This window comes from Salisediminibacterium halotolerans (genome assembly GCF_003814815.1).
Taxonomy (GTDB): domain Bacteria; phylum Bacillota; class Bacilli; order Bacillales; family Salisediminibacteriaceae; genus Salisediminibacterium; species Salisediminibacterium halotolerans.
Genome location: NZ_RKQQ01000003.1, coordinates 487,659 through 498,384 on the forward strand (window position 1 = coordinate 487,659; position 10,726 = coordinate 498,384).

General features: G+C 46.7%; 5 protein-coding genes and 1 riboswitch. Of the genes, 1 reads left to right on the forward strand and 4 read right to left on the reverse strand.

Features of this window, described 5'->3' with window-relative positions; all coding sequences use genetic code 11:
- Nucleotides 1-64: 64 nt before the first annotated feature.
- The 4 genes from addA to EDD67_RS08180 all read right to left on the reverse strand — a co-directional run bounded on the left by addA (nt 65) and on the right by EDD67_RS08180 (nt 9,231).
- Nucleotides 65-3,793, reverse strand: a complete 3,729-nt coding sequence (gene addA, locus EDD67_RS08165) for a helicase-exonuclease AddAB subunit AddA (RefSeq protein ID WP_242005905.1) — start codon at nt 3,791-3,793, stop codon at nt 65-67.
- Nucleotides 3,790-7,272: a helicase-exonuclease AddAB subunit AddB gene (gene addB, locus EDD67_RS08170; RefSeq protein ID WP_158638118.1), complete on the reverse strand. Its 3,483-nt coding sequence runs from the start codon at nt 7,270-7,272 to the stop codon at nt 3,790-3,792. The genes addA and addB overlap by 4 nt, the downstream gene beginning before the upstream one ends.
- Nucleotides 7,273-7,382: 110 nt before the next feature.
- Complete coding sequence (locus tag EDD67_RS08175) at nt 7,383-8,054, reverse strand: TVP38/TMEM64 family protein (protein ID WP_121438615.1); 672 nt, start codon at nt 8,052-8,054, stop codon at nt 7,383-7,385.
- Between the two features lie 55 nt (nt 8,055-8,109).
- On the reverse strand, nt 8,110-9,231 hold the full coding sequence (locus EDD67_RS08180) for an NAD(P)/FAD-dependent oxidoreductase (RefSeq protein WP_093072185.1): 1,122 nt from the start codon (nt 9,229-9,231) through the stop codon (nt 8,110-8,112).
- Between the two features lie 149 nt (nt 9,232-9,380).
- Nucleotides 9,381-9,560: riboswitch (Lysine riboswitch) on the forward strand.
- A 113-nt stretch (nt 9,561-9,673) separates the two neighbouring features.
- Between EDD67_RS08180 and dapA the strand changes: the two genes are divergently transcribed.
- Nucleotides 9,674-10,555, forward strand: a complete 882-nt coding sequence (gene dapA, locus EDD67_RS08185; RefSeq protein WP_121438614.1) for a 4-hydroxy-tetrahydrodipicolinate synthase — start codon at nt 9,674-9,676, stop codon at nt 10,553-10,555.
- Nucleotides 10,556-10,726 lie beyond the last annotated feature (171 nt).

Sequence of the window (10,726 nt, forward strand, 5' to 3'; positions counted from 1 at the left end):
ACTGTATTTTTGACTGATGATCATCAACACGCTGCGGTTAATCTCCTTCTTTATAAACTGGTCCTTATTTCATCGGGACTGTGCTGCCGATATCGAATAAATACAAGTAGGCCTCAGCAACCGTTTCATTCCAGCTGCTTTCCAGCGCCTCGCAGTACAAATCAATTTGAAACTTATATTTGTTAAAAAAGTGATCTTGAATGGCTTCGTTTGACCAAGTGTCAAATTTACCGCGGATACGGTCGGTTTTATAATCAACTACACAAAGCGTGCCGTCCTCTTCGCGGAACACCGCATCGATCATCCCTTGTACAAACACGCGTTCCTCTAAAGAGCCTTCCCAGTTGCTGTATGCCCGATGAGCTGGAAGCAGATAACTGAAAGGAATTTCTCTTTCGACTTGAGAGGCACATTTCATCCGCCGGCCGATTGCAGAACTGAAAAAAGCCGATATATCATGCGGTGCAATTTGCGCAGCTTCTGCTTCGAGCATTTGGTCTTTTTTCATCCATTCGTTTAGTTGCTCTTGCACCTGCTCGGGTTCGGTTTTAGTTAAATTGATTCTCTCCATCGCTTCATGGATGACGGTGCCGATTTCCGCCGCGGATAATTTATCTTTTTGCAGGAACGCGGGTCTTTCGGCAAAATCCGTTTCAAACGTACGAATAAATTCTTCGCTGCTGTAATCAGCTTCCCGGTCTTTTTTCAGCTCGGTCACCGTCTGCTTAGCTTGAAAAACAGTCGCATCGTGAAACGGATACGACCAGTTCAAGCGGTCGCGTATTGTCTCTTCCAACGCTTCATCTGCTCCCGGTACCGGCTTAAATGAAGCCAACGCCTGCTCGATGATATGGTTTTTTGCTTCGCCTTCGGACTGTTTGACAGCCAAGTCCGAACTTTTTATTGCCCGGACTGTCCAAATGGAGGGATCTTCCGCCCAAGCGGCGGCAAGATCTGTTTTTGCCGTTTCATATGCTGATTGCAGATCGCGGAATGCGCGGTGACGGTAAAGTGAGAGGCCAAGCCAATCAATAAATGACGTGCTTTTTTCACGGTCCGCTTCCGGCAGCACCCAATCGTCGGCGTCTTTCGCCTGCGACCACTTTTCAACTTTTTTCTGCAGATCACTGACAGTTCCGATCAGAAATAACTTTTCTTTCGCCCGTGTCATCGCCACATACATTACCCGCATTTCTTCAGCACTCATTTCGTTTTTAACCCGGTTTTTCAGCACTTGCTGCGGGATGCTCGGGTAGGCGGTCCGAAGATCAGGATCAATCATTTTCGAAGCAAATCCGAGTTCTTTATGCATTAAATAAGGCTGATTAACATCGCTCATATTGAATGGTTTCCCTAACCCCGTAAACATGACGACCGGAAATTCGAGCCCCTTACTTTTATGAACAGTCATTAGCCGAACGACGTCTTCTTGTTCCCCGACAGCACGGGCTGCGCCAAGATCATCTCCTCTTTCTTCCATCCGTTCAATGAAACGAAGGAAACGAAACAAGCCGCGAAAAGACGTCTCTTCGTACCCTTTCGCCCGGTCATAGAGCGCTTGCAGATTGGCTTGCCGCTGTTTTCCTCCCGGCATCCCTCCGGCGTAAGCTACATAGCCGGTTTCTTCATAGATCTGCCAGATCAAGCGTGATAATGAACCGGACCGGGCACAGTTGCGCCAATGTTCAAGACGTTGTTTAAAAGCGGTTAATGTGTGGTGTAAACTTGGATCCTTTCCATCTGTCCCCTCAAGGACACGAATTACAGCACTGTAAAATGACCCGTTTTTATCGTAAAGCCGCACAGCAGCTAACTGTTCTTCATTCAGGCCGACGACCGGGGAGCGTAAAACGGCAGCCAGCGGGATATCCTGATAAGGATTATCGATAATTTTCAGCAAGGAAAGCATCGTCTGAACTTCTGTGGCATGAAAATAGCCGGAAGATAAATCAGCATAGGCCGGAATTCCTGATTGCCGCAGCTCATCGAGAATCGTTTCTGCCCAGGGCATTGAACGCATAAGAATCACAATGTCCCGGTATTGAACGGGACGGGTTGCGCCGAGTGATTTGTCGAACACCGGACGCTTACTCTCGATTATCCCCTGAATCTCCGCCGCGATTGCCTTTGCCTCCACTTCTGATTTTGCTAATTCTTCGGCGTCATCATCTGACTCATCAGCTTGCTTTTGAGACGAATTCGCTTCGTCTACAAGAACGACGGACGTTTCTGCATCGATGCTTTCATCATAATCGGTATTGCCGATTTTCAGTTCAGCAGCGTCGTCGTAGGCGATATCGCCTACGCTTTCATCCATAAGCTGCCGAAAAACGTAGTTTGTACTTTGCAGCACTTCTTTTCGGCTCCGGAAATTTTTAGCTAAGTCAATTCTTAAACCAGCACCGCTTCCGTCCGGCGAATAACTTTTATATTTTTCGATAAAAATCGACGGTTCCGCGAGCCTGAAACGATAGATCGACTGCTTGACATCACCGACCATAAAGCGGTTATCTCCAGCAGATATAAGGGTGAGAATCGTTTCTTGCACAGCGTTGGTATCCTGATATTCGTCAATCAAAAGCTCATGAAAATAGCGGCTGTACTGACGGGCAATATCCGACGGCGCAAATTCTTTTCGTTCTTCAGTCAGAATACGGAGCGTTAAATGCTCAAGGTCGGAAAAATCGAGAATTCCCCGCGCTTTTTTTTCCTGGAAAAAACGCTGCTGAAATTCAATTGTTAATTCCATCAGTTTTCTAATCGAGGAGCTCATTTCCTGTAAATCCGTCAGCAATATTTCTTCCGGCGCTGTGAAGTAACTTTTTTTCACCTCGCCGATCACATCTTTGTAGGCATTACGGTTGTTTTGCGCGGCTTTTTTTAAGTTTTCATCAACTTCGTCTTTTTTTGTGATCGAAGGGACTTTTGCTGCAAACGGAATGGTTTCAACCGCTTCAGCTAATCGGCGGTAGTCAGTTTCAGCGAGTGCGGCGGCAATGCCTTTGTACTCTGCTATGATGACATCTAAATATTTCTGCGGTCCGCTCGGCGCTTCTGCTGCTTCCCATGCTTTAGCTGCCAGGTCTGAAGCTTGAGCAAGCGACTTTTTAATCGCCTGAATCATTTCGTTATACCAAGGCAGCGAAGTGATCTCTGCCGCAGAAATTGTCTCGTACTTCTCGGCATTTTCTCGCAGCCACTTTTCAGGACGGGGATGACTGCGCGAAAACCGGTCGAGCTGCAGGACGATTCGGCGCAGTTCTTCATCTGAGCGGTCGCCGGAGTAACGGTCAACGAGGTCGAAAAAAGAGCTGTTATTGGCTTCATACTCTTCTTCGAACAAACTATCAAGCACTTCTTCTTTTAACAGTTCGCTTTCAATTTCATCGGTAATCCGAAATTGCGGATCAATATCGACTAAGTAATAATACTGGCGCACGACATTCATGCAAAAAGAATGGAGTGTCGAAATCGGCGCTCGCTGTAAGAGTGTCAGTTGGCGCCGTAAGTGGACGGAGTCCGGGTGTTGTTTTATTTTGTCTTCCAAAACTTTTCCGATTCGGTGGCGCATTTCGGCGGCAGCAGCGTTAGTAAACGTCACAACGAGCATGCGGTCAATATCAGCCGGATGATGGGCTTCGGTGACTTTACGAATAATTCTTTCGACTAAAACGGCGGTTTTTCCACTTCCGGCAGCAGCAGCTACAAGGATATTATTTCCTTCTGCGCTGATCGCATCCCATTGTTCATCCGTCCATGGCGACGAATCTGGTTTTGCTTTCCGCTGAATCATCGGTTTCCTCCTTTGGGATCATTTTCTAAGACAGTAAGAATATCGTCATTATCTTTGCTGCGCAAATAGCGGTAATCATTTTCTTCTAATGAAGGATCAAATTGACAAAAAGATTTATAACTGCAGTATGTGCAAGGAACTTTTTGTTTTTTCTTAAACGGCGTTAATGACGTGTCGCCGGCTGTGATTGCTGAAGCAGCGTACTTTACCTGTTCTCGTAAAAACATGCGGAGCCGTTCGTAGTCGTTATCATTAATCACCCGCGACCGTTTTCCGAGCTTTCCGTCTTTATTTTTTGTTACAGGGACGATCTCTGAAGACTGACCGTTGTCGAGTGATTTATCCATTTCTTCGATAACCGACGGATCGGACGAGAGCAATCCTTTCATTTTAAACTGTTCCATCATTTTAGCTTCAATCTCGTCAGCTGACAGTTTAGTGTCAGCTGTGACAATCGGGTTATGCACATGAAAATATAGCACGCCTGCAGGGGTGACCTCTGTTTGAAACCACTTACCGCCGTGTGTCAGCAGAACATCCAGATACAAAAGCATCTGCATGGAGAGTCCGTAATAAATATCATCGAGCCGCAAATCTTGTGCGCTTGATTTGTAATCAATAATCCGCACGTATATGCCGTCTTCGCGCTCGGCACGGTCGACCCGGTCAATTCGGCCGATCAGCTCTACTTTAACCCCATTATCCAACGTTACCGTCAGAGGCGGCAGTTCGCCTCCGGGACCAAAATCAACTTCAAGTCCGGCTGGTGAAAAACCGGATTTTTGCGCTTGCTTTGCTAAGACGATCGAAGCGCGTGTGACAACTTCTTCAAGTTTTTTTTGCACATACATATGCCGGTGTGAACTGCGAAAAATTTCACGCTGGATTTTAGGCGCCAAATTCTCAACAATCTGCTTAGATCTGACAGCTGCTTCGCCCTCGGTTAAATCTTTGAAATCGATCGCTTCTGCATTCAACGACTCGGCCATTTCCTTTAATGCCGCATGAAAAAGTTGGCCGATGTCAGGAGCTTCCAGTTTGAATGTTTCCCGTTCTTTTAACTTCAGGCCGTAATTGGCATATTGCTGAAACGGACAAGAATAATATTGTTCCATTCGCGACACACTCGTTTTTAATTGCTCGCCGTACAGCTGTTTTGATGTCGCTGCCTGCAGCGAAACCGGCACATTCCGGTAAAACAGGCTCTTTAATGCTGTTTCAGCCTGAACATCAGGCGGGTTTTGCACGGCAAAATAGTTGTATGCCGCCCACCAGATCGATGAAACCGGGTATCCTTGTTTCCATTGCTGAAGCTGTGCTGTCATATGAGAGACCGTTTTTTTCTTTGTTGTGACAAACGCCAGTTCTTCATCTTCTGTCAACACATCCAAAGAAGAATCAAAAACCGTTTCTGCTTGCAAAGCGGGAAACATTTCATACAAATGGTTTAAAATCATCGATGGCTGAAGCGTCCGGCCTTCTTGATCGGCGAGTGCATAACTGATATAAAGCCTGTCTTTTGCGGAAGTTTGCGCCAAATATACGAGAAACGATTCGTTCATGAGTTGTCTTTCAGCCCCCGGGGCCAACACCCAGCCTTGTTTTTCCAAGACCGTTCGTTCGTCTTCAGAAATCATGCTCGTTTCATCGGGAGACGCAGGGATAATCCCTTCATTGGCGCCCATTAAAAACGTGCAGTCCACAGCACTTAACCGCGAAGTTTCCATGTTGGCCACGACGACTTGATCGAAGGCCGGCGGAATAATTGAAAATGTCATGCCCTCTAAACCGGCTTCAATCATTTGCGTGAACAGTTGTAGAGAAATCGGTTTGTTATCAGCGGTTTCGACAACTTGATCTAACAGCTGAACGATTTCCCGCCAAACTTGATCGTGCTGTCGCGCCTCTTGCGGTTTGCCCTCGGATTCCGCCCGCTCTCTCAAGCGCGACAGTTTAAGCGGTGCATCGACATCTTCAAGCAGCTGAAATAGCGAAGCGGCAAAGTCTTGCATCGTCTGCGAATTTTTGATCCGGTCTTGAAAACGGACGAAAGGTGCGGTTAGCTTATCTTTAAGTCTGTTAATTTCTTCTTCCATTTCGATTTCAGCTCCGGCAGCTTCAAGGTCGCGCTCTACTGTCGTACCGAACTGCCGATAAATCCAGCGTTTTCCCGAATACCAAGAAGAACCGCGAATACCGTAAGCAATGACGTAGTTTTCCAATCGATCAATATCCTCGCGGACAGATTCATCATCCAAATCCGTCGGTATCTCGGTTTTCAACGCGCGAAACACGGATTCATAACGCCAGTGCTGCTGGATGATTTCTAACGATGAGCGGATGAATTCGACGAGCGGGTGGTACAGAGCGGATTGTTCTTGGTCGAAAAAAAACGGCAAGCCCTCAGATTCAAACTGCGTTTCGATGTAGTGGCGATAATCGTCGATATTACGCAGAAAAATCGCAAACTGGCGGTAACGCATGCCTTCATCGCGGACAAGCCGTTTGATTTCCCGGGCACACCAGGCAACTTCCGCCCGTCTGTTCACAGCATTGATCAAGCGAATCCCGGTGTGATCGGCGGCCGGCGCGGCCGGGCGCCGGACGCTCTCGCGCTCAAGGTGCGCCAATGCTTCGGTTTTGAACCGTTTTTGTTCATCGTATTCAAATATTGCCGGATTCGGGAGATTTAAATGATCGATCATCTCTTTTAGTTCCAGAAATGTCGATTTCGTTTCATAAAATAGATCAAGCGGGTGCAGTTCTTCATCAAGCGCAGGCGGTCTGTCTGCTGTTAATACAAAAACAAGCTCGTTAACCGTTTCGAGCAGCGATGCAAGCACGGACTGCTCCAAAGGAGTGAAACTGTGAAAACCGTCAATATAAACGGAGGCAGAATGCAAATATTCACTGTGCGGCAGACGCTCAGCGAGAAGTTGAAGGTTATCTTCGCTGTCAAGATACAACTCAGCTGTTTCTTGTTCAAATTGAGACATGATCATTGCCAAATCGGACAGTTTGTCGATTAACAGCTGATCGGCCCCGTTCGGAAGCGTCTCGGTCATTGCAGTCGAGGAAATATGATGACGCTTGAGTTCTGTTATCATTTTTTCGGTTTTTTCAATAAATCCGTGGTTTTCAGATGCCTTTTCGAAGATTCGAAAGTTCTTTTTTTCTTTCTCGGTAATTTTTCGCAGCAGCATATGTATGCCGTTCTTTTTTAACGGCAAAAAACTTTTCCCGCCTGTCTCTTTAATAACCCGCTGACTCAGCCTGGAGAAACTGAGAACTTCAATACGCGTTAAGCCTTTATCGGAACGTTCAATCAACTCTTTTTCCGCCTGGAAAGTCATTTGCTCAGGAACGATTAAAACGATCGGCGGACCGTCCGGATACCGGTCACATTCGTCGATGATACGGTTATAGACACTTTCCGTTTTTCCTGTCCCGGAACGTCCGAGATGAATTTGTACTGTCAATTCAGCCACCTCTTTTAGTTATACAAGCATATGTTCGTGTCTCCTATTGTATCAAATTGACGACATTCAACAAGAACAAACGCACCCGAAACATTAACGGATGCGTTTGTTCAAATTTTTTCATCGGGCAGTAAATCGATGTCGATCTCTTTTTTCGCCAACCGTTTACGAACGATAACCGGTATCGAAAAGGCAATGATAAACGTCGAAACTGTTAAGAGGATCATATTGAGCGATAAATCAACGATCGAAGCGCCAAGAAAATTAAATGCCAGTGTTCCGGGAATGATCCCGACCATCGTAGCGCTCATATAGGTCCGGAAAGGAACGCGGGAAAGCGCAGACAAATAACTCAAAAAATCAAAGTTTATAACGGGGATAATGCGAAGCGACAAAATGTAAAAAAAACCGTTTTCTTCGATATTTTTTTGCAATTGCTCCGCCCGCCCAGTCCATTTCTTCGTTCTGAAACGGTGCCCCATTTTTCGCATCACGATAAATGAGAGAGCAGCTCCCGACAGAGAACCGATATACGTTGCCGCCGGCCCGATAAACGGACCGAACGAAAGACCGCCTGCAATAGCCATTACTGATGCAGGAAAAAGAACAAATGGCCGGATCGTGTAAAGAACGATAAAGACAAGCGGCGCTAAAATTCCAAAACTGAGCATGAACGTTTGGATTTGACCGGGTGTAAATCGTAAATAGTTTTCGCTGAAATAAATTAATCCTAAAACAAGAGGAATAAATAAAGCGATCTTGATGAGTAATCGTTTTGGCATAAACGTCCCTTCCTCAATAATACGGCGGTAATTGTAATTGGGTGATTGAAAGAGTTTACCCGTTTTTCATCGTATGTGCGATGTCATAATGTTCTTCTGTAATATTTAAACCTTGCTCCATCGCTTTTTTCGCGAGCTGTTCACCGAGAAACGGGCCGGAAGTCAAGCCGGTTGCCCCCAGGCCGTTTGCCGTATAAACATTATTTAACCCCGGAACTTTGCCGATAACCGGCAAAGAATCAGCTGTAAATGGCCTTGTCCCTACTCTTGTTTCAACTAACGAGGCGTGCTTTAAGCCCGGGGCAACCGTTAAAATCTTTGTTAAAATCTCATTGATGGCGCCGACAGTCACTTCAGTATCGTACTCTTGATCATCTTCCCGTGAAGCTCCGGCGACGATATGTCCCTTGCCGAAATGAAGCATGTAATAATCTTTCGGCGGCAGAACAACCGGCCAATCAAAGTTATTAACGTGCGGCATATGCAAATGAAGAATCTGTCCTTTTTGCGCACGGACGTACATCGGCGCTTTTATTTTTTCCGTGATCCTTGCCGCCCATGCACCGGCAGTTACCAGCAGTTTATCCGCCGTGAAGATTTCGCTGCCGACCCTGACTTGATGCACCTTATCCTTGTCTCGTAAAGGTTCGGCATGACCGTATATACGAACAGCGCCGAATTTTTCTGCAGCTTGCAGTAAACTGTTGCGCAAATCTCTGCCGTTCACGCGGGCGCCTCCGCTGACATAAAGACTGATATATTCGTCAGATACGAGCGGGAATTTTTTCTGTGTCTCCTTTGCATCGAGCTTTTCGATCGAACCGATCTCCGGCGCATCTTCCCGCCGTTTGACGGCTCTTGCTGCTGTGTCATCGACCTTGAACTGGTCGTAATGCAGGCTCACGGCTCCGGAACGGTAATAGCCTGTCTCTGTCTCGCCCATATCGTTAAGCTCTTCGATTAAAGAGGGATAAAAAGCAGCTCCTTTTCTTACAAGTTCATACCATTTCTGGTTTCTCCTTTGCGACAGCCACGGACAAATAATTCCCGCACCGGCGTCTGTTGCCTGCCCTTTATCACCGCGGTCAATAACGGTGACGCGTTTGCCCTCTTTAGCTAAGTGGTAAGCTGCCGATGCACCTAAAATGCCGGCGCCGATTACAATATAGCGTTCCATGATAAGCCGCCTTTCCACCAATACGTTGATTAAATTTTCATTTTACACAATGATTGGAGCAAATACAATTACACGCAGGCTTGAAGTTCTGATACGGGTTTGTTACAGTAGTAGCTAATTGAATAATTACTTGACTTCATTCCTATAGAAGTGAAGGTAGAGGTGCAAAACAGATCAGTCGGTCCTTGGAGTACGGGGTAACGAAGAAGAGGATTTAAAGGCTGTTTTGCCGAAGTCTGCAGTGATCTCCATCATTGCAGGCTGGTTCCGGCATTGAACAAATCCGGAACTGTCGTCCAGCAATTGCTGAACGAGGAGCTATCTGCTTATTTCGGTTTCTCAACCGCTAAACAGCGCAGAACAGCTCTGCGCTGTTTTTTTATTGCCGTATGAGAGCGGATTTTTTAGCGCATGCAATAAACTTTTAAATGAGGTGGAAAAGATGTATTTCGGATCGTTAATAACGGCGATGATCACGCCGTTTCATGAAGATGGCACACTGAACACGGATGCTTGCGAGCGTATGATTGAACATTTGATTTCCGAGGGTTCTGATGCGATTGTCATAGCCGGTACGACAGGTGAAGCTCCGACCTTATCGATTGATGAAAAATCGAGACTGTTCAGATTAGCAGCTGACAAAGCTGCCGGCCGGGCATATATTATTGCCGGCACAGGAACGAACAGCACCCAGGCTGCCGTGCAATTATCTGAACAGGCGGAAACAGCGGGTGTGGATGCGGTTATGCTGACCGCTCCCTACTATAATAAACCGAATCAAAAAGGAATGTACGAACATTTTCGAACGATTGCCGAAGCGATCGATCTTCCGGTCATGCTTTATAACATTCCCGGCCGGACCGGCGTTAATATGACAGCAGACTTAACTGTATCATTGGCAGAAATAGAAAATATCGTCTCCGTCAAAGAAGCAAGCGGAGATTTAGATCAAATGAGCAACATTATTGAGCGGACAAGTGCCGATTTTTCTGTCTACGCTGGAGATGATTCACTGACACTTCCAGCAATGGCCGTCGGCGCAGACGGGATTGTGTCGATTTCAAGCCACGTGATCGGCAGAGAAATGAAGGAAATGATCACAGCGTTTGCCGGCGGAGAACATCAACAAGCCTCCCGGCTTCACCGCCGCTTGCTTTTGTTCATGCAGCATATGTTCATTGCACCGAGTCCTGCTCCGGTAAAAGCAGCGCTTAATTTAATTGATTTCCCTGCCGGTCCGGTTCGGCTTCCGATGACTGAGCTTGATTCGCAAGACCGTGAAAATGTCCGGAACGTCACAGCTGATCTCGGCAAACTGCATTAAATATCAAACTGCCGCCTTCACTCAGAGGCGGCAGCCAGATTGTAGACTAATTATTATTTTGACGTAAGCCACACAGCCACTACCCTCCGCTTGCCCCGGGCAAGGACTCAGCTAGGATTCGGCGGTCTGAGGCCGCCGAATCCGGATCTTTGTCTCTTGCTTTCCCGGAGG

Bases quoted from the DNA above. Each gene is read 5' to 3' on its own strand.
- EDD67_RS08180 (WP_093072185.1), bottom strand. From the start codon at position 9,231: ATGGAACGCTATATTGTAATCGGCGCCGGCATTTTAGGTGCATCGGCA.
- EDD67_RS08175 (WP_121438615.1), bottom strand. From the start codon at position 8,054: ATGCCAAAACGATTACTCATCAAGATCGCTTTATTTATTCCTCTTGTT.
- dapA (WP_121438614.1), top strand. From the start codon at position 9,674: ATGTATTTCGGATCGTTAATAACGGCGATGATCACGCCGTTTCATGAA.
- addA (WP_242005905.1), bottom strand. From the start codon at position 3,793: ATGATTCAGCGGAAAGCAAAACCAGATTCGTCGCCATGGACGGATGAA.